We start from the raw sequence: 17,575 nt of genomic DNA on the forward strand, positions 1-17,575 counted from the left end.
CGCCGGTACCCTGCACCACAACGTCGCGCAGCCAGTTCGTACGAACTCGTACAGTCGGCCAGGCACACGGTGGTTCAGGACAAGGCCTGCCGCGAGGACACCGCGCGCAGTGCCCACCGGCCGCGCACTTCGGAGAACATCCGCCCGTTCGCCGCGCGTCAGTGGTGAAAGAGTTCGTGCGGTCTCGTCAACCGGGTGTCATTCGGACGGCGGTCGATTTGGTACTCGATCGCATCACCACAGTCCTCGCTCGCTCGCCGGTCGTAGAATCGTTCTGCCGCAACCGGACACGGCGATCGGATCGCGCGACACATGACCGCTACTGCTGCACCGACACTGGTCGACCAGGACGGTGGTCTCGATGACGCCCTTGCACTGGCTCTGCTGGTCAGCTCACCCGCGGCGCGGCTGGTCGCTGTCACCAGTGTGCACGGCAACGTCACCGCCCCGGCCGCCGCGGCGAACGCCGCCCGCGTGCTGGAACTCTACGAACACCGCCACGTCCCCATCGCGATCGGCGCTGACGCTCCGCTGGCCAAACCGCCGCACCTGGCGCATCCGCGCGACCCCCTCCGACACGTCATCGGAGCGCCGCGGACGAACACGCCTTGCGCCGAAGCCGCTGACGAGCTGATCCTGCGACAAGCCCGTACACACGCGGGGGAACTCGACATCCTCGCCATCGGCCCGCTCACCAACATCGCCACCGCGCTGCGCGCCGAGCCGAAGCTGCCGCGGCTGGTGCGCCGTCTCGTCGTCATGGGCGGGGCATTCGAACACCCGGGCAATCTGACCGTCCACGCGGAAGCAAACATCGGGCACGACCCCGAGGCCGCCGCATCCGTCCTCGCCGCGGACTTCGCCACCACCGTCGTGCCACTGGACCTGACTCGCACCGTGACCGCCACCCGACGTTGGCTTGTCCAGCTCGTCAGAACGGCACCCTCGATTCGGATGAAGACCACCGCTGCCCTGCTAGTCCTGGCCGCGCCACGGCGCGCGCTGCGCCTGCACGATGCCGTCGCCGCCGCTGTCCTTCTCGACCCGGCCATCGTGACCGCGACCAGAAGCAGCCCAGTCCGGATCACGCTGGAACCGGGACCGCACCACGGGCAGAGCAGACACGCGTCCGGCAGCGCCCGTCCAGTCGAGACAATCGTGCGCGCCGTGGACGGGGAACGCGTTCGCGTTCAACTCCTCATGGCTCTCACGTAGCTCTACGACAGTGGAAACGAGGCGGGCTGACCTGAGCCACATCGCGGGTGCTCGGTTCGCGCACGCGACGGCGGCTGGCGGCTGGGCGTATGGAACCCCGGAGACTGCTCGCGAAACCGTGCGTCGGAAGCGATCCGGTGAGCACCTCCGCACCTGGTCGAGCTCGGGTGCGTGCCGACGGCTCGGCCCCCGCGTGTCGCCGGGCAGGCGGGTTCCGCCAGGAGGGTTGACCAGGGTGGCTAATCGCGTAGCGTGGTGGTTTGCGAGCCGCTGATCAGACAGCGACGCTTTGCCAGCCGGTCCCAGACCTCGGTCGGTACTCCGCCCGCGACCACTCGCCAATAGCGCGTGAGTCTGGAGGACCCATGGCCACTCAAGTCACGCACGCCCTTGCCGTGCCGCAGCAGCAGGGAGCGGCAGCCGATCAGTTCGCCGTGACCGTCGAGCACGAGCGCGCGAGTTGCCCGTGCATCGTTGTGTCCGGAGACGTCGATGCCCGCGCCGTGGACACACTGACGACGGTCCTGGCGCGGTATCCCGCCGTGGAGACGACCGCGCTCGTGGCCGACCTGTCCGCGGTGACGTTCTGCTCGATCAACGGGCTGCACATGATCCTCGACCTGTTCGATCGCTCGAACGCTGTCGCCGTGCCGCTCGAACTCGTCGTTGATGCCCCACTGCGCCGTCTCCTCGGCCGGCTGGAATGCGCGGCCGGGCTGTCGACGCACCTTGATCGTGCGGCAGCGATGGTTGCGATCGACGCCCCGGAGGCGGAAGCTCTTCGCGCGTGACCTTCGCCGGAACAACCGGCCATGGGTGCGATCCGGCGACAGCGGTGGCCGAGCACAATAGAACGCCGACGCCGTGGGCGATCGGCCTCGGCGTCGGGGCCGGCCGGCCCGTCACGACCCCGAGCCGGCCGCGGTACCGGGGTCGCGCTGCGGAAGGGGCCGGGTCGCCGGACCTTCCAGGACCGCGCCGTCCACGTCGAAACGGGATCCGTGGCAGGAACAGTCCCAGCTCCGTTCGGCACCGTTGAACCGCAGCAGGCATCCCAGGTGGGTGCAGCGCAGCGACACGGCGTGCACCGTGCCGGCGCTGTCCCGGTAGACGCCTTTCTTGCCGAGGCCGTCGGGCAACACCCGCGCCGTGCCGACGGGAACGTCGCCGGTGTCACCTGCCTGGTCAGGTGGCGTCAGACGGTCTCCGATGAGGTCTTTCGCGACGTGCAGGTTCTGCTGAAGCAAGGTCGGTGTGCTGCGCACGCTGAGCCGGTGCGGGGAGAACAGGGCTGCCTGCGGATGGTCGGCACCGGTGATCCGGTCGGCGAGAATCCTTCCCGCGACGGTGCCCATGGCCAGTCCCCACTTGGCGAAACCGGTCGCGACCCACAGCCGTGAGCTGCCGGGAAGGTATGAGCCGATCATCGGGAGCGCGTCGTACGCTTTGGGATCCTGCGCGGACCAGCGATGGGTGATCTGCTCGATGTCGAAGTGGCGGCGGGCGAAGTCGATGAGTGCGGTGTAGCGGCCGGCATCGATTCCGTGTTCACCCGACGGGTGGCTCTGACCGCCGACGATGACGTGGTCGCGGTAGTGGCTCAACGACCACGACGGCGTGCCCGCGCTGATCGCCAGTTCACGCGGAGGCGCTCCCGACCGCATTCTGGCCGCCACGCAGTAGGACCGTTCGGCGTCCAGCCGGGCGAAATGGAGTCCACGGTCGAATACCGGGTAGTGGGTTGTCACGACCACGTGTTTGGCTGTGATGGTCCCCTCGGCGGTGTGGACTCGGTGCGGAGCGGTGTGGTCGAGGCCGAGAGCCCTGCTGTGCTCGAAGATCCTGCCGCCCTCGGCGACGAACGCGGCGGCGAGGCCACGCACGTACCGCGCCGGATGCAGCACGAGCTGTTCTGGCAACCGCACCGCACCGTAGGTCGGGAACGGCAGGTCGAGTTCCTCGGTCCATTCGACCGGCAGGCCCGCGCGGCCGGCCGCCTCGGCTTCGGCACGCACCGTGGCTCGTTCGCCGTCGGTGTAGGCGAAGGTGGCTGCCGGTGCGCGGTGCAGATCGCATTCGATGGGTTCGGCGAGCGTGGCCAGGAGCTCCACACCCTCGATCGCGGCGGCGGCGTAGTCGCGTGCACGGCGCGCGCCGTGTGTGCGTTCCAGCGTGGAGTACATGGTCGCCTGCAACGCGGTGACCTTGGCGGTGTTGTTGCCGCTGACCCCGGTGCCGACCCGGGCGGCCTCGACGACGGCGACATCGAAGCCGTGCCGCCGCAGCAGAAGGGCCGTGGTGAGCCCGGCGATACCGGCACCGATCACGGTGACGTCGGCCTGGTGATGCCCGTACAGTTTTCCGTGACCGGAAAACGTTTCCCGTAGCCACAAAGAATGTTCGGCCGTCGTTGTCGCCATCGCGGAGTCTCCGTCCAATGTCATCGTCCGCGCGCCGTCCGCTTTTCGTTGCGCCGCACGGTCGGTATGTTCTCGGTTCCGGTCGTGCCGCCTTTCACCGCGGATGTGTCGCGTCGCAGCGCCAGCCACAGGCCGACGGCGGATGTCGTCGCGTGCACGATGTTGTCCGCCCACGTGACGGTCACCGTGTCGGTCGCACTGGCGGTGATGGCCGACGCGGTCCCATAGGCGGTGAGACCGGCGAAGACGAAGAACAGAAGCAACCCGTAAGGCCGGGCCAAGTGCGGCTTCCACACGACGAGCAGTCCGATGACGCTCACCACGAGATGCACGGTATTCGTCATCGCCGCGGCGCTGAAGAACAACACGCTGTTCGAATCCGTGGCCTCGTCGGCTGACATGACCCCGGCGATACCGAGGACCGAGTACACCACGACGACGACCAGTGCCGTCATTCTGGGCAGGGTCGGGAACTCATTCGAATCGGCTCTGTTGCGTGCGTTCATGACGTTCCGCTCCACGAGGGAAGTGCCGCTGCGGGGGTGCCGCGGTGAATGGTGTGGCCGGCCGCCGATCGCGGCTGGGACTGGATATCCGTGACAGTCGCCACGGTGAGTCGATTCTTGCGGCCGGACCGTCGCCGATGCCGCCGACCTGTTTATGCGTTGACGGCCATCGGGCCACGACTGTCGTTGGCGTACGGCGGTCTCACGTTCGGCACCAATACCGTTGCCGGGGTGTGTATCCGGTTCCATGAGGTGGTTCCGGTGCCGCGCCTCATCGCGTGAGGATGGCGATGTCCCGCTTGCTCGGACGGCCGGCCGGAGGCCCGGCGGGCTCGGCCTTCGGCGGTAGCGGGAAGAATCCGCTGGTGCGATCCATGTACTCGGGATACCCCGGTCGCGTAGCCATGCTGCGTTCGAGAGTCTTCTTGCCGGATCCTGCGGTCAGCAGGAACGTCATCAGGACAGGGCCCACGATGCTGAACACTCCTGGCAGGCCTTCGGCCGCGACGAGGAACACGCCCCACCACACGCACGCGTCGCCGAAGTAGTTGGGGTGCCGGGTGTAGCGCCACAGTCCGCGGTCCAGGACGCTGGCCTCGACGGTGTCGGGAGGCTGCGCCTTCTTCCACGCCTTGTAGCGTTCGAGCTGAGCGTCCCCGACGGCTTCGAAGAACATCCCCACGCCCCACACCAGGATCCCGGCGACCGTGAGCACACCGACCCCGGCCGGGACGAACGAGCCGACTTGTACCGGGGCGGAAACCAGGAACGCGATCAGCAACTGGGGCAGATAGATCTTGACGGCCGCGTTGACCCGGGGTCCTGCCCGGCCTGTGCTCAGCAGCTTCTCGTAGCGAGGATCCTCGCCCTTGCCAGCCGAACGGCGACCGTTGTGCACGGCAAGGCGGACCCCCCAGATCACGACCATGACGGCGAGGATCCACCGCCGTGCGGTGTCGCCGTGGTCGTGCGAGACGATCAACGAGGTCGCGGCCGCGGTGACGAACAGCAAGCCCCATACGGTGTCGACGACGCTGTGCTTGCCCGCACGCAGACCGGCCACGAAGGTCACTGCCATCACCGTTGCCAGCGCACCACCGGTCCACAGCAGTCCGAAGGCGAAGTCGCTCGTGTCGAAGGTCATCGCGCGGCCGATCCGGCCGACGCGCGCCGGGGACCTCGGCGCCACGGCACGGTCGCCGCCGCGCCGGCCCGATCGCGCGGATCAGCGGCGCGGCCCCGACCCGGGCGCACACCGGGGTTCCGCGTCATCAGTCGCCCGGCCATTCGCCACTCCACCGCTCGAACGCGCGGGCACCGGCCCGATCGATGATCGTTTTGACCACGGAGTAGATGGCTCCCTGGACGACCGCGGCGATGAGGATCTTCTTCAGCGGGTACTCGGTCTCCAGCGCGCCGGGCGGGTCCGGATGGTCACCGGGATCCGCGCGCTGCCAGATTTTCTTGAAGACGACGCTCGCGACGAGCCCGCCGATTGTCGAACTGACGAGACCGATCGGCCGGTACAGGATCTTCGCTGAGGTACTGGCCGGCTTCTTCTCGGCTGATCGGTTCATCGCCTGCTCCTGCGTACCGCGAGGAGAACCACGGTGAGCGCCGCGAGGACGGCCGCGAGGGGCACGGCCGGCTTGGGCGTGCCCTGCTCGTCGGTCGAAAGCTCCTTGGCCCGCTCGACGATCTGCCGGCCGTGGACCTGGGCGGTGCGCGCCTGCTCGGTGGCGCGTTGCTTGACGTCGTCCACCTTGTTCCGTGCTTGGGACTTGACGTCGAGTTTCTCCGACAGCGCGTCGACCGTGTGCCCGAGTTCCGCACGGGTCCGCTCGATATCGGCCTCGATCTGGTCGGCGCTGGCATCCTTGGCCGGCCGCGGGGTGTCAGGACTGCTGGGCGTGGTCACGATGACGGGCCTCCTGTACTTCCTGGACGTCGCGTTTGACATTGCCGAGAGTGCGCTCCGGGGTCGGTGAGGTCTGCCGCACCTGCTTCTTGCCCGCCAGCGCGGCGATTCCGGCGGCGATGAGCAGTACCGCTCCGACGATCAGCGCGGATGCCCACACCGGCAGCGTCAGTGCCAGCGCGGCGATGGCGGTGGTGATGATGGCTCCCGCACCGAACCAGGCGAGTACGCCCGCGACGCCGAACAGGCCCGCTCCTACGCCTGCGTGCTTGGCCGAGGCCTTGATCTCGGTCTGAGCAAGCTGCAGTTCGTCGCGCACCAGTCGCGAGGTCTGCTCTGACAGTCGGGTCATCAATTCCCCGACCGATGGTTCTGACGACGTGGCGGTGGCACCTGTGTCGTGGCTCGTCATTCGTTCACCTCCGAGCATTGGTGTTCGATGGCTGGTCTCGGGCGTTCTGTTGTCGGCGGCGCGCTGTTCATCGGGTCTCGGCGCCGATGCTCCCGGTTCCTGCCTTGGCCTGACAGCGATGGCACCTCGGTTGCCCGACAGCTGCGGGACCGAAACATCGACCGGAATCGCGTGTCCCTGCCGTTCGTTGCGCGGATACGCCGCGCTTGCGGCCTGCACCCGAGATTCCCCGAACAGTCGTAGCCCAAACAGTGGGTTTGCCGCTGCCCATTCGCTGCCGCCTCTGCCGGGGGGATCGCCGGCGGTGCGGGCCGACCAGTTGTGCGCGCTCATCGGATACTGGGGAGCTGTACCGACCCTTTTGCCGCGCAGGCGTTTCCGTTATTCACTGTCCATTGTGTACGGTCGCCGGGCGAGAAAGCTCACCGCTCTCCGAGGACGGCGCGCGCTGGCATTTTTTTTGCGGCTCACTCGCTGCGAGCGATGGCTCGGTCGTAGGCGGCCCGGAGTTGCTCGCCGGCCGTGGGTCTGCCGGTGTCCGGGGCGGGAACGGCGAGGTGTCGCTCGCGGAGCTCGGCCATGAAGTCCTCCCATAGCTGCGGGCCGCCCTCGTACAGAACCCGGGCCCGCACGCGCAGGGGCTCCGTGGTCGGCCGGTGGCGCAGGCCCCACCAGCCGAGTTCGGCAAGAACCGGCACCAGTTGGATGGCGGGCTCGGTGAGGCTGTACGCCGCGCGACGGCCGGCTCCGGCGTCCTCGCGGGTGAGCAGCCTCGCCTCCACCAGGTCGTGCAACCTGCGAGCCAGGATGTTCGAGGCGATGCCTTCCTCGGACTCGCGTTCCAGTGTCCGGAAGTGCCTCCGGTCGCCGAACATGATGTCGCGCAACACGATCAGGCTCCAGCGGTCACCGAATACTTCGACCGCGGCGTTGATCGCGCATCCTGAACGCGGCTCGCCTGTCGTCACGACACCCTCCTCGACCGACCGAACAACTGCTTGCAGTTTACCAGCACTTAGTGATGAACTAGTGCCGCTTGCGTATTGCAATCACCCAGGGAGGTTTACGAGATGATCCGTCGAGTGATGGCCAACTGCACCGTGACCGATTCGGCCCGGGCCGAGGACTGGTATGCGCGGTTGTTCGACCGGGAGCCCGATGCCCGCCCGATGGCCGGCCTGATCGAGTGGGACTTCGGCGCCGGTGGTGGTCTGCAGGTCTGGTCCGAGCCCGGGCGAGCCGGCCGGTCGTCGGCAGTGCTGGAGGAGACCGATCTCGATGCGGCCGCCGCACATGCGACGCGGGTCGGCATCGCCCACGACGGGCCCCAGCCCGGCGGCGGCGCCCGCATCCTGCAACTCACCGACCCGGACGGAAATCAGGTCGTCCTGGTCGGCGTCTGACCGCCACCGCGAGCGACCGAGGGCGCCGGGCGCGGAGGTTTCTCGGCCCGAGCCCGCCCGCGACGAGGAACCTGACGGCCGGCCGGAACAGCACAAGTGACCATGGTGCCGACGCGGGTTCAGGGTGCCGACAACGAACGTGCGGATCGGTTCTGTCGTGACTGTTCGCTGGGCGCGACGACGGAAGGACGCAGTCGGCAGGCCCCTACTTTTGATGCAAACCGGTCGGTCGCGGAGGCCCGAGTGCCGTCGTGCGGCGATGATTGACGGATCAGTCGTGGGCGCGGGTTGTGCCCACCCCCGGAGAGCGTTCGTCGAGCTCCTGGTCCGAGAACCGTTCTCGGCACCGCACGTCAGATTCGTGGAGGCCGTCCGTGTCCCTGCCCAGGCAAGTGCCGCACCGGTCGTGGCCGCTTCATCCTGGCGCCGGGTTCGGCTGCGGTCTGGTGGCGATCGGTCTGTTGCTGTGGCTTCCGAGCGCGGCCGAGGGCGACCACGATCTGGGGCCGGTGCCCGCCCCCGGTTCGGCCGCTTGGTGGATGGTCGTGGCGGTGCTGCTGACGCAGGCCGTCGCGGTCGCCTGGACCAGATGCGCGCCCGCGGTGGTGTTGCCCGGGTCGACCGCGGTGGCGCTCGTGCTGGTCCCGGTGGTGCCGGGGCCGGCGTTCACGGTCACCGTCGTCGCCGTGCTTGTCGCGGTGTTCCTCGCGGCTGTGGCCCATCCGCTGCGACGGCTGGGGGTGCCGCTGCTGGTCGCGGGCGTGTTGCTGGCCACCGGGTGGTTCCTCACCGCGGGCGCCCATGATGCGTCCGAGGTCGGCGTGGCCGTCGTCGCCGCGGCACTGCAGGCGTTGCTGGTGATCGGGCTGCCGCTGCTGCTGGGTTCGGTGATCGCGGCGCGCCGGGACGCGCACGAGGCGCGCCGGCTGGAACTGGTGGCCTTGCGCGGGGAACAGGACGCGCTGTTGCAGGCGGCGATCTCCCGGCAACGCACGGCGTTGTCGCGGGAGCTGCACGACATCGCCGCTCATCACATGTCCGGTATCGCGATGATGGCCGCGGCGGTCACCCGGCAGATCGACTCCGACCCCGAGACGGCGAAACGCTCGGTGTCCCAGATTCGCGAGCAGAGTCGTGCCGTGCTCGCCGACCTGCGCAGGTTGGTCGGCCTGCTGCGCGAGGAAGCCGACGTGGCCCGCCCGGTGGAGACTCTGGACGCGTTGTCCGCGCTCGTCGAGGCCCGCCGCGCGGCGGGCACCGAGATCACCCTCCTGGCGCCCGCAGGGCACGTCGAGGTGGGCCCGCTGTCCCAGCTCGTCGCGTACCGGATGGTGCAGGAGTCGCTGGCGAACGCGGCGGCGCACGCGCCGGGTGCGTCCTGCGTGGTCGAGGTCGGTGTGCCGCGCGGAGGACGGCTCACGGTCAGCGTGCGTAACGGCGTGCCCACCGGCCCCGATCCGGGCCCCGGTGGCGGGTTCGGTCTGGTGGGTATGGCCGAACGAGCACAGTTGGTCGGCGCGGATCTCGACCACGGCCCCACTTCGGAGGGCGGCTGGGAGGTGCGGCTGGGGCTCCCGCTGGGCGAGACGGTCAGTACGATGTGCGCGCCAGCCACGCTTCCGGAGGCCCCCCATGATCCGCGTGCTCATCGCCGATGACCAGCCACTGGTGCGCGCCGGGCTGGCGGCGCTGCTGGCCGCCGAGCCGGACATCGAGGTGGTCGGCGTCGCCCAGCATGGGACGCAGGCACTCGCTCTGGCGCGCGAGTTGGCGCCCGACGTCGCCTGTCTCGACATTCGGATGCCCGGACGCAGCGGCATCGACGTGGCCCGGGAGTTGTGCGCGCCGCAGGCCGACCCGCAGGTGCAGGTACTCGTGCTCACGACTTTCGACCTCGACGACTACGTGTTCGGGGCGCTGGAGGCCGGGGCATCGGGATTCCTGCTCAAGGATTCCGAGCCGGAGGACATCGTGCACGCTGTACGGCAGGTGGCCGTCGGCCGGGGCACGATCGACCAGACGCTGACACGTCGCATCCTGAGCGAGTTCGTGCATCGGCGCCGGTTGCAGCCGGTGGCGGGGCGGCGGGTGGAGGAACTGCTCACCGCGCGCGAGCACGAGATTCTGCTGCTGCTCGCCGAAGGGATGTCCAATGACGACATCGCCCGGAACCTGGTCGTGGAGGTTTCGACCGTCAAGTCGCATCTGGCCCGGATGTTGCCCAAGCTCGGGGTGACCTCACGCCTGCAGGCTGTCGTCTGGGCTTACCAGAACCGGGTCGTTGCCGTGCCCGGGCCGGACAGCGCGCGCTGAGGCGTGCCGGCGCCGGGACTCCCCGGCGCCCGAGTGTCTGCGCGGAACGACGGTTCGTGAACCGGCCGAACGGAAGAAAACGAGCCGCCCGGTGCCGGCTCCTGCATCTTTGGATGGCGGCCGTGGGCTTCGATCGTTTGCCGCTCGTGGCCGGCTTCACCGGTCCGCAGGATTGCGGGCATGACGACTTCGAAGCACACCCCGTCGATCATCGAACACGGTCCCCGGCCCCCTGCTCCGCCCCGTGACGGTGGCGTGCTCGGGACGGTGCGCCGCCACCCACTGCTGAGCTTCTTCCTGCTCGCCAACCTGTTGAGCTGGCTGGCCTGGACGCCGTACGTCCTGTCGGAGAACGGGCTGGGCTGGTGGGCCTACCGGTTCCCGGAGGTCTTCGGGTCCAGCCAGTTCACCGGCGTGCTGCCCGGCGCCTACCTCGGCCCCATCGGCGCAGCCGTGCTGGTCACCGCGGTCGCCGACGGCAGGGCAGGGTTGCGGCGGTGGGTGGGCCGGATGTGGCGCTGGCGGGTTCGATGGCACTGGTACGCGGTCACCCTGCTGGGCGTGCCGGCAGCGATGCTGATCACCGGGTGGGCATTCTCCGGCGGACAGATCGCGGCACCCTCGATGATGGCGGTTGTCGCCTATGTGCCCGCCCTGCTGCTCCAGATGATCACCACCGGGCTCGCCGAGGAACCGGGCTGGCGGGATTTCGCGTTGCCGCGCATGCAGCGAAAGTTCGGCCCGCTGGCCGGGACGATGATCCTCGGTCCGTTGTGGGCGGTCTGGCACCTGCCGTTGTTCCTGACCGACTGGGGCGGCTGGCCGGACGCGGACTGGACCCGCCCGGTCGCGTTCACGGTCTTCTGCGTCGCGTTCAACGTGGTCATGACGTGGGTGTTCAACCGGACCGGGGAGAGCCTGCCGCTGGCGATGCTGCTGCATGCCAGTGTCAACAACTTCGCCTCGGTCATGTGGGCGGAGACGTTCCCCAGCATCGACGGCGACCTGGCGATACATGCGATGGCGGCAGGATCGGTCGTCGCCGCGGTACTGGTTCTGCTCGGTACTCGCGGACGGCTCGGTTACCGCCCAGCAGTCCCGTGAGCACCCGCGGCGAGGCAGGGGCGCTGTGCGTGCCGCCTGGCGAGCAACTCGACGTCAGCGCGGCCGCTTGGACCACGCCACCACCCGCCGCCTCGTCGAACATGCGCCTGAACGGGAGAATGCTGGTGAATCGGAGCAGTAGCTGGCGACGAGGTTTCTCCTCGATCCTGGCCGATCGGCTGGACCCGAGGGCCGATCAGACGAGGGTGCATTCTCCTCTCTGCTGCGAGTGTTGCTCACGATCGACTTCGGCATCAGCGGTTGGATCGGCCGGCGAGCCGCTCAACTGAGAAGGAGAAGACATGCGACAGAAGTACTTGGCGCGCGGCACGGCGGTTCTCGCCGTCGTCCTCGTCGGGGGCTCGCTCACACCGGCCGCCATGGCCGGGCCGCCCACGGCGGACTCCGCGCCGGCTCCGCTGCGTACCAACGGGGCGGCCGTTCCGGCACTGGAGTGGACGCCGTGCGGCGACAGCGCGCCCGGCTACGAATGCGCGACGGCCGAGGTGCCACTGTCCTATCGGGACCCCGCGGGCCAGCAGACCCCGATCGCCGTGGGCAAACTGCCCGCCGTCGATCAGGAGCACAAGCTCGGCACGATCTTCTACAACCCGGGCGGGCCGGGTACCAGCGGCAGGTTCGCGCCGGAACTGACTCCGGAACTGCACCAGCGGTTCGACATCGTCGGCTTCGACCCGCGCGGCATCGGCGAGAGCGCCGGGTTGAGCTGCTTCACCGAGCCCGGCGATGGCTTCGGTCAGATGGACTCCTTCCCGGTGACCCCGGAGCAGGAACGGGTCGCGATCGAGGACACCACGCGCAAAGTCGAACAGTGCGCCCAGAACGCGGGGCCGCTGCTGCGGCACACCTCGACGGCGAACGTGGCTCGCGACCTCGATCTGCTGCGTGAGGCGGTGGGGGAGGACCGGCTCGACTACTACGGCATCTCCTACGGCAGCCACCTCGGCACCGTGTACGCGAACCTGTTCCCTGAGCGGGTGGGCGCGGTGACGATCGACGCCGTGGCCGACCCGATCGAATGGACCACCGGATACCGCCCGGAGGAGGCGGCCGAACCGCAGGGCTTCCGGATGGGCAGCTTCGGCGGTGCCCAGCAGGCACTGCAGACGTTCCTCGACGCATGCGCAGGTGACGAGCGCTGCGCTTTCCGGGAGCCGGGTACCGATCTGCTCGGTAAGTACAACGCGCTGCTGGACCGGCTGCTGGCGCAGCCCGTCACGATCACCCGGCCCGACGGGACTTCGATGGAGGTCACCTACCAGACGGCCGTGATCAGAACATGGCGCGCGCTCAACAGCGCCTCGGCGTCGGCAACGCTCGCCGATTTCCTGCAGCAGTTGCACGAACTCTCCCAGCCCGGTGCCGCTGCCGGACCGGCGCCGAAGGTCGCGGCTCAGTCTGCCTCGCAAGGAGGCACCGTGGGAGAGGAGCAGATGCTCAGCGTGATGTGCAACGACAGCAGCAACCCCACCGACCCGCGGGCGTGGTCCGACTACGCGCGGCGTGCCGACGAGGTCGGGCGCGGTTTCGGCTCGTTCTGGACGTACATCTCGCTGGCCTGCGCGAACTGGCCGGGCGGGCCCGACCCGGACCGCTACACCGGTCCATGGGACCGGGAAACAGCCTCGCCGGTGCTGGTCATCGGCAACCGGCAGGGTGATCCGGCCACACCGTACGACGACGCGCGCAAGACTTCCGAGCTGCTCTCCGACGGTCGGCTGCTCACCCTCGACGCGCCCGGACACGGCGCTCGTGGTGAGAGCGCCTGCATCGACGGGGCGTTGAACGCGTACTTCAGCGAGGGCGCACTGCCCGCCGAGGGCACGGTCTGCCAGCCGGACCGGGGCCCGTTCGACCCGGTGCCCTGACCTGTCCGGACCGGCGCCGGCGGCCCGCTCGATCCGACCGGTCGAGCGGGCCGCCTGCCGTGGTGCGGTATCTCCGAACCGTCACGGTGGCGTAGCAGGTTCCGGTCAAGTGGGTCAGGCTGTCCCGCTTCGCGCCATGGTGGCCGCCGCGCAGGGACCAAGACGCAGCAGAACGCCGTATCCGTGCACGGATACACGACCGCGCTGCGGTCGCGGTCACCGAACAGGTATGCGCTCTCGTCGTGGGTGCGTTTCGAACCGGGTTCCGGCAGCAGTCGTCGTCAAGGTTTCCTACCGTCAGGTGCGGAAATGATCGATTGCGGTCCTACGGAAATGGCGGGCGGCAACAGAAAGGTAGGCATCGCCTCGCCGGGCCAGATCCAGACTGCGTTCGCAGTTCTCGGCGTCGAGGTGCAGCCAGGCGACTGGCGCGTGGCCGGCTGCCCGGCGGGACATGGCCGGTACCAGCCCGATCCCGATTCCGGCACTGATCAGGTCCTGGGTCGCGGCGGGTTCGTCGCTCTCGCAGGTGATGTCGGGCGTGAGCCCGGCCTCGGCGAACAACCGGTCGGTCAGGGTGCGCTGCCAGAATCCCGGGCGAGTCGCGATGATCGGTTCATCGGCGATGCTCGCCAGATCCGTACGTTCTCGCGATGCGAGCGGGTGTCCTGGTGGGACGGCGAGGAGCACCTCCTCGCGGAGCAATTCCTCGGTGACCACCGCGGGGTCACCGAGTGGCTGGGAGGCGAAGCAGAGATCGACCTCGCCGCGGCGTAGTTGTTCGGTCATGGTGGCCGCGGACGACTGGAAGAGCCTGACGTCGACACCTGGTTGTTCGGTCCGGAACCTGGTGAGCAGCCCGGTCAGGGTGAGCAGTGTTTCAGCGGCGACCGACACACTCCCGTGCTCGAGACCGGCGGCGTCGGTCAGTTCGGTGCGTGCGTCGTCGAGTTCGCGGAGCGCGCGATCAACCCGCCGCAGGAACGCCGCGCCGAAACGGTTCAGTCGGAGAGCGCGGCCGGTCCGGTCGAACAGTGGTACGCCCAGATCGGCCTCCAGGCGAGCGATCGAGCGGCTCAGGGACGGCTGGGCGACACGCAGATCCTCAGCCGCCCGGCTGAGGTGCTCGCGCCGGGCGACCGCTTGGAAGTAGCGCAGGGACAACAGGTCCATGTGGTCACCTCTTTCATAACCCCGCTGTCATGATTTCATGTCGAATTCGGTCTTGGACAGCATAAGACGTCCGAGCTTAGCGTCAGCGGTATGGAGACAGGCGACCGAACGGGCGCACCGCGGCCGCGGCCAGCCCGAGGACGGCGGACGCTGACGGCCGTGCGCATGATCGCGACGCTGCACGGCGTGGTGATTCTCGCGCAGCCGGTGTTCGCGGGCCGGTACCTGACCGGCGACTACGACATGCTCGCCGTGCACGCGCTGGGAGCCGACCTCGTGTTCTACCTCGGGCTGGTGCAACTGGTCGCCTCGCTGCTGTTGTGGTGGCGCGCCGGACCGCGCTGGCCCGCCGCTGTGAGCCTGCTGCTCGCGCTGGGTGAGACCGGCCAGTACTTCGCCGGTCTGGCCGGCGTTCTGGATCTCCATGTCCCGCTCGGGGTGGCGCTGACCGTGCTGATGGCGGTCACGCTGCTGGGGTTGTGGCGAGGCCGGTCCCCGCGTGGCCGGATGGTGCGGGGATGACGGGCGGCGACCTGTCCCGGCGGCGGTTCTTCGGCCTCGCCGGTGGTGCGGGCGTGCTGCTTACGGCCGGGGTGGCGGTGCCGCGTCTGCTCGACCGCCCGGCGCGGACCGGGGAGCAGCTGGTCAGCCAGGTGCCGCTGCCGGAGCCGTTCCGGGTGCCGCTGCCGATCCCGCGGACGCTGGATCCGATCGGTTCCGGACCGTACGAGGACCGGTACGAGATCGTCCAGCGACTCGGAACGTCCGAAATCGTGCCGGGTCTGCGAACACCGATCTGGGGCTACGACGGCACTTTCCCCGGGCCGACCATCGAGTCCACCAGCGGCCGGACCGCGATCGTGCGGCACCGCAACGAACTCCCGGTGCCCACGGTCGTGCACCTGCACGGCGGACGCACCCCGCCGGACTCCGACGGGTACGCCACCGATCTCGTACTTCCCGTGGGCCCCAACGCAAACACCGCCGCCCCGCACGCCGGGCACGGAATGCACGATCCCGCCGCGGTGATCACCACCGGCGTGCGCGACTACACCTACCCGCTGAGGCAGCGCGCGGCGATGCTCTGGTACCACGATCACCGGATGGATTTCACCGGCCCCGCGGTGTATCGCGGCCTCGCCGGGTTCCACATCGTGCGTGACGCGACCGAGGACGCGCTCGGCCTTCCGCGCGGCGAACGGGAACTCCCGCTGATGATCACCGACCGGGCGTTCAACGAGGACGGCACCTTCCGCTACCCGTCGCTGGACCGCACCCTCGGCAGCGGGCCCGGCGTGGAGGACGACTACGTCGAAGGCGTGCTCGGTGACGTGATCCTGGTGAACGGTGCGCCATGGCCGTTACACGAGGTCTCGGCCACCCGGCACCGGCTGCGGATCCTCAACGCCTCCAACGCGCGCCGCTACGACCTCGCGCTGGACCCGCCCCCGCCCGGCGGCGGCGTTCTGGTGCAGGTCGGCGCGGACCAGGGACTGCTCGAAACGCCCGTGGCGCACGACGATGTGCCGATCGCACCGGCGGAGCGTTACGACCTCGTCGTCGACTTCGGGCGCTACCCGGTCGGCAGCGAGGTCACCCTCGTCAACCGGCTCGGCAGTGGCTCCACCGCCCGGATCATGCGCTTCCGGGTGGCGCGTCCGGGCGCGGACGACAGCGTGGTTCCCGAGCGACTCGCCGAACCCGATCCGCTCGAACGCGGTGACGCCGCCGTTACCCGCGAGTTCTCCTTGCGCGGCGGCCTGATCGGCGACCGGCACGGGTGGCTCATCAACGGCGAAGCGTTCTCCCCGGCCCGCATCGACGCACGACCACGACTCGGCGACGTCGAGGTCTGGCGATTCGTCGCCGACCTGCACCACCCGGTCCACCTCCATCTGGTGAACTTCCGCGTCCTTTCCCGCGGCGGAGGCCCACCCGGTCCCCATGACGCCGGTCCGAAGGACACCGTCGACCTGCGTCCCGGCGAGTCCGTCGAGTTGATCGCCCGCTTCGACGGCTACCGCGGGCGGTACATGTTCCACTGCCACAACGCCGAGCACGAGGACATGGGCATGATGGCCAACTTCGAGGTCGGTTGAACCTGACATCGGCCATCGGACGGCCATGCAGTGCACCCGCCGAGCGACCGTTCATCGTGCCTGGCCGGTTGATCCTGGCCCGGTGATGTGCGTCTGTGCGTGTTTGGTGAATGCCGCGAGCACGCGGTTGTGGTCGCGGGCGCGGGTGGCGAGTACGACTCTGCTCGGCTCGATGTCCTCGAGCGGCACGAGGGTCAGATCGGGCCGTAGACCCCCGATGCCCGACGGGACGATGACGACGGCCTGCCCTGATGCGACGGCTTCGAACTTGTCCTCGATGTTGTCGACGTAGGCGCCGTCGGGCACGGGGCGCCCGTCGGGCCGTGGTTCGGCACGCCAGAACGTGTGCCATTCGGCCGCGAAGTCCTTGACCCTGAGCATTGGTTCTCCCGTGATGTCGCCCAGGGTGACGGATTTCTTGCCCGCCAGTCGGTGTTCCGTCGGGATCAGCAGGGAGCGGGGTTCGTCGTAGAGGATGGTCACCCGGAGCCCGTCGGTCGGGAACGGCAGCCTGGTGACGACCGCGTCCGCGCGGTACTCGAAGAGCACGGTGCGCGGGTCGTCCCAGCCGATGTGCTGGACGTGGACGTCGGCGTCGGGGTGGCGGTGGCGCAGTTCGCGTACCGCCGGTGTGACGATCAGGCCGGAGAGGTAGCCGATGGTGATACGGCTCGGTTGTGCCGCCGCCTGCGTCGCGGTGACGGCCTGGTTCGCCGAGCGCAGGAGCTTTTTCGCCAGCGGCAGGAAGGTCTCGCCTGCCTGAGTCAGTCGGCTGCCCTGCGGGCTGCGGTCGATCAGTCGCGCGCTGAGCTGGTGTTCGAGGCGGCGAATCTGGCGGCTCAGCGATGGCTGGGTGGTGTGCTGCGCCTGGGCGGCGCGGCCGAAGTGCCGGTATTCGGCGACGGCGGTGAAGCACCGCACCAGCCGCAGATCGAGATCGACAGGATCCGGCAGCGACTCGGGCATACGGCGAGTGTACCTCGATGGTGTCGCACTTTCGGTTAAGATAAACGTATTGAGCTGCGTAGATACACAGTTCGTATTGCGCTGTGCACTCTTTTCATTGGACCGGTAGCCGGTCACGGCAGGAGAGTCGAGGGTGCGGTCTTTCCCTACCGGAGGT

Annotated in this window: 18 protein-coding genes; 9 read left to right on the top strand and 9 right to left on the bottom strand. The window is 68.9% G+C overall.

Annotation, left to right across the window (positions count from 1 at the left end):
• The first annotated feature begins 312 nt into the window (after nucleotides 1-312).
• Both CFN78_RS25980 and CFN78_RS25985 read left to right on the top strand, forming a co-directional pair.
• Entirely contained in the window at nucleotides 313-1,215 is a 903-nt protein-coding gene (locus tag CFN78_RS25980) for a nucleoside hydrolase (protein ID WP_094865660.1), read from the top strand.
• Nucleotides 1,216-1,580: 365 nt separating this feature from the next.
• On the top strand, nucleotides 1,581-2,006 hold the full coding sequence (locus CFN78_RS25985) for an STAS domain-containing protein (RefSeq protein ID WP_133116485.1): 426 nt from the start codon (nucleotides 1,581-1,583) through the stop codon (nucleotides 2,004-2,006).
• Nucleotides 2,007-2,117: 111 nt separating this feature from the next.
• On the opposite strand, the gene CFN78_RS25990 is transcribed toward CFN78_RS25985, so the two are convergent.
• From CFN78_RS25990 to CFN78_RS26020, 7 genes are all read right to left on the bottom strand, one after another.
• A complete protein-coding gene (locus CFN78_RS25990; RefSeq protein WP_094865703.1) occupies nucleotides 2,118-3,635 on the bottom strand; it encodes an FAD-dependent oxidoreductase in 1,518 nt (505 codons plus the stop codon).
• Nucleotides 3,636-3,655: 20 nt separating this feature from the next.
• Nucleotides 3,656-4,390 carry a DUF4383 domain-containing protein gene (locus CFN78_RS30245; RefSeq protein WP_094865662.1) on the bottom strand — a complete coding sequence of 245 codons (735 nt, stop codon included), beginning with the start codon at nucleotides 4,388-4,390 and terminating at the stop codon, nucleotides 3,656-3,658.
• Nucleotides 4,391-4,412: 22 nt separating this feature from the next.
• Nucleotides 4,413-5,285 (bottom strand): DUF1295 domain-containing protein, encoded by an 873-nt coding sequence (locus tag CFN78_RS26000; protein ID WP_094865663.1) that lies wholly within the window; start codon nucleotides 5,283-5,285, stop codon nucleotides 4,413-4,415.
• A 127-nt stretch (nucleotides 5,286-5,412) separates the two neighbouring features.
• Nucleotides 5,413-5,718: a DUF4235 domain-containing protein gene (locus CFN78_RS26005; RefSeq protein WP_094865664.1), complete on the bottom strand. Its 306-nt coding sequence runs from the start codon at nucleotides 5,716-5,718 to the stop codon at nucleotides 5,413-5,415.
• Nucleotides 5,715-6,059 carry a DUF3618 domain-containing protein gene (locus CFN78_RS26010; protein ID WP_205660655.1) on the bottom strand — a complete coding sequence of 115 codons (345 nt, stop codon included), beginning with the start codon at nucleotides 6,057-6,059 and terminating at the stop codon, nucleotides 5,715-5,717. Before CFN78_RS26010 ends, CFN78_RS26005 begins: the two co-directional genes overlap by 4 nt.
• Nucleotides 6,037-6,411 carry a phage holin family protein gene (locus CFN78_RS26015; RefSeq protein WP_240519694.1) on the bottom strand — a complete coding sequence of 125 codons (375 nt, stop codon included), beginning with the start codon at nucleotides 6,409-6,411 and terminating at the stop codon, nucleotides 6,037-6,039. Before CFN78_RS26015 ends, CFN78_RS26010 begins: the two co-directional genes overlap by 23 nt.
• Nucleotides 6,412-6,938: 527 nt before the next feature.
• Nucleotides 6,939-7,439, bottom strand: a complete 501-nt coding sequence (locus tag CFN78_RS26020) for a winged helix-turn-helix transcriptional regulator (RefSeq protein ID WP_094865667.1) — start codon at nucleotides 7,437-7,439, stop codon at nucleotides 6,939-6,941.
• A gap of 102 nt (nucleotides 7,440-7,541) precedes the next feature.
• On the opposite strand from CFN78_RS26020, the gene CFN78_RS26025 reads away from it, so the two are divergent.
• The 5 genes from CFN78_RS26025 (at nucleotide 7,542) to CFN78_RS26045 (ending at nucleotide 13,180) form a co-directional block, all read left to right on the top strand.
• Nucleotides 7,542-7,874, top strand: a complete 333-nt coding sequence (locus tag CFN78_RS26025; protein ID WP_094865668.1) for a VOC family protein — start codon at nucleotides 7,542-7,544, stop codon at nucleotides 7,872-7,874.
• Nucleotides 7,875-8,320: 446 nt separating this feature from the next.
• Nucleotides 8,321-9,532: a sensor histidine kinase gene (locus CFN78_RS26030; RefSeq protein ID WP_133116486.1), complete on the top strand. Its 1,212-nt coding sequence runs from the start codon at nucleotides 8,321-8,323 to the stop codon at nucleotides 9,530-9,532.
• Nucleotides 9,507-10,187, top strand: coding sequence for a response regulator (locus tag CFN78_RS26035; protein ID WP_094865670.1), 681 nt, complete (start codon nucleotides 9,507-9,509; stop codon nucleotides 10,185-10,187). The genes CFN78_RS26030 and CFN78_RS26035 overlap by 26 nt, the downstream gene beginning before the upstream one ends.
• Before the next feature lie 180 nt (nucleotides 10,188-10,367).
• Complete coding sequence (locus CFN78_RS26040; protein ID WP_094865671.1) at nucleotides 10,368-11,291, top strand: CPBP family intramembrane glutamic endopeptidase; 924 nt, start codon at nucleotides 10,368-10,370, stop codon at nucleotides 11,289-11,291.
• A 302-nt stretch (nucleotides 11,292-11,593) separates the two neighbouring features.
• Nucleotides 11,594-13,180 (top strand): alpha/beta hydrolase, encoded by a 1,587-nt coding sequence (locus tag CFN78_RS26045; RefSeq protein WP_240519695.1) that lies wholly within the window; start codon nucleotides 11,594-11,596, stop codon nucleotides 13,178-13,180.
• A gap of 297 nt (nucleotides 13,181-13,477) precedes the next feature.
• Here the strand turns inward: CFN78_RS26045 and CFN78_RS26050 are convergent, their stop codons facing one another.
• Nucleotides 13,478-14,353, bottom strand: coding sequence for a LysR family transcriptional regulator (locus CFN78_RS26050; protein WP_094865672.1), 876 nt, complete (start codon nucleotides 14,351-14,353; stop codon nucleotides 13,478-13,480).
• A gap of 165 nt (nucleotides 14,354-14,518) precedes the next feature.
• Between CFN78_RS26050 and CFN78_RS26055 the strand changes: the two genes are divergently transcribed.
• On the top strand, nucleotides 14,519-14,875 hold the full coding sequence (locus CFN78_RS26055; protein ID WP_240519699.1) for a hypothetical protein: 357 nt from the start codon (nucleotides 14,519-14,521) through the stop codon (nucleotides 14,873-14,875).
• Entirely contained in the window at nucleotides 14,872-16,452 is a 1,581-nt protein-coding gene (locus CFN78_RS26060; RefSeq protein ID WP_094865674.1) for a multicopper oxidase family protein, read from the top strand. Before CFN78_RS26055 ends, CFN78_RS26060 begins: the two co-directional genes overlap by 4 nt.
• Before the next feature lie 51 nt (nucleotides 16,453-16,503).
• Here CFN78_RS26060 and CFN78_RS26065 read toward each other — a convergent pair whose 3' ends face one another.
• On the bottom strand, nucleotides 16,504-17,535 hold the full coding sequence (locus tag CFN78_RS26065) for a LysR family transcriptional regulator (RefSeq protein ID WP_240519696.1): 1,032 nt from the start codon (nucleotides 17,533-17,535) through the stop codon (nucleotides 16,504-16,506).
• Nucleotides 17,536-17,575 lie beyond the last annotated feature (40 nt).

The sequence above is a fragment of the Amycolatopsis antarctica genome (assembly GCF_002262875.1).
In the GTDB taxonomy this organism is placed as follows: Bacteria; Actinomycetota; Actinomycetes; order Mycobacteriales; family Pseudonocardiaceae; genus Amycolatopsis; species Amycolatopsis antarctica.

Coding starts and splice junctions, on each gene's coding strand:
- CFN78_RS26000 (WP_094865663.1), bottom strand. CDS start 5,285: ATGACCTTCGACACGAGCGACTTCGCCTTCGGACTGCTGTGGACCGGT.
- CFN78_RS25990 (WP_094865703.1), bottom strand. CDS start 3,635: ATGGCGACAACGACGGCCGAACATTCTTTGTGGCTACGGGAAACGTTT.
- CFN78_RS26045 (WP_240519695.1), top strand. CDS start 11,594: ATGCGACAGAAGTACTTGGCGCGCGGCACGGCGGTTCTCGCCGTCGTC.
- CFN78_RS30245 (WP_094865662.1), bottom strand. CDS start 4,390: ATGGAACCGGATACACACCCCGGCAACGGTATTGGTGCCGAACGTGAG.
- CFN78_RS26060 (WP_094865674.1), top strand. CDS start 14,872: ATGACGGGCGGCGACCTGTCCCGGCGGCGGTTCTTCGGCCTCGCCGGT.
- CFN78_RS25980 (WP_094865660.1), top strand. CDS start 313: ATGACCGCTACTGCTGCACCGACACTGGTCGACCAGGACGGTGGTCTC.
- CFN78_RS26025 (WP_094865668.1), top strand. CDS start 7,542: ATGATCCGTCGAGTGATGGCCAACTGCACCGTGACCGATTCGGCCCGG.
- CFN78_RS25985 (WP_133116485.1), top strand. CDS start 1,581: ATGGCCACTCAAGTCACGCACGCCCTTGCCGTGCCGCAGCAGCAGGGA.
- CFN78_RS26035 (WP_094865670.1), top strand. CDS start 9,507: ATGATCCGCGTGCTCATCGCCGATGACCAGCCACTGGTGCGCGCCGGG.
- CFN78_RS26055 (WP_240519699.1), top strand. CDS start 14,519: ATGATCGCGACGCTGCACGGCGTGGTGATTCTCGCGCAGCCGGTGTTC.
- CFN78_RS26040 (WP_094865671.1), top strand. CDS start 10,368: ATGACGACTTCGAAGCACACCCCGTCGATCATCGAACACGGTCCCCGG.
- CFN78_RS26015 (WP_240519694.1), bottom strand. CDS start 6,411: ATGACCCGACTGTCAGAGCAGACCTCGCGACTGGTGCGCGACGAACTG.
- CFN78_RS26050 (WP_094865672.1), bottom strand. CDS start 14,353: ATGGACCTGTTGTCCCTGCGCTACTTCCAAGCGGTCGCCCGGCGCGAG.
- CFN78_RS26005 (WP_094865664.1), bottom strand. CDS start 5,718: ATGAACCGATCAGCCGAGAAGAAGCCGGCCAGTACCTCAGCGAAGATC.